A 393-nucleotide genomic window follows, 5' to 3' on the forward strand; every position below is an offset into this window, starting at 1 on the left:
AACTCCCTGCCCCAAACAACCCCCGCCCCCCCCCTTCTCGGGGCCCACCCCCGGTGCGACGCGGCGCCCCGACCACTCCAGCACGTCACCGCCATGGTCGGGGCCGTGGTCGAGGCCCTACGGCGCGGTGTTCTCTGTATCAGCGCACACCCGCCGGCGACTGAGCAGGACCGACGATGCCAGAGCCCGAGTGCTGTGTGACCGGCGTCGGACTCGGATCACCGCCATCGACTTTGGCGTTCTGACCATCACCAAGCCCGAAGAGGAAGGCGAGGATCAGAATGGTCGCCGCAGCCGCGGTAGTACCTCCCACGAGGGGACGCCGCGGGGGCGGGGCGTGGACCTGAGGCGCGCCCCGCCGGCGGGGGGATTGGCGGGTGCCCCCACACACAC

The sequence above is a fragment of the Streptomyces sp. NPDC127084 genome, from assembly GCF_042724175.1.
Classification (GTDB): domain Bacteria; phylum Actinomycetota; class Actinomycetes; order Streptomycetales; family Streptomycetaceae; genus Streptomyces.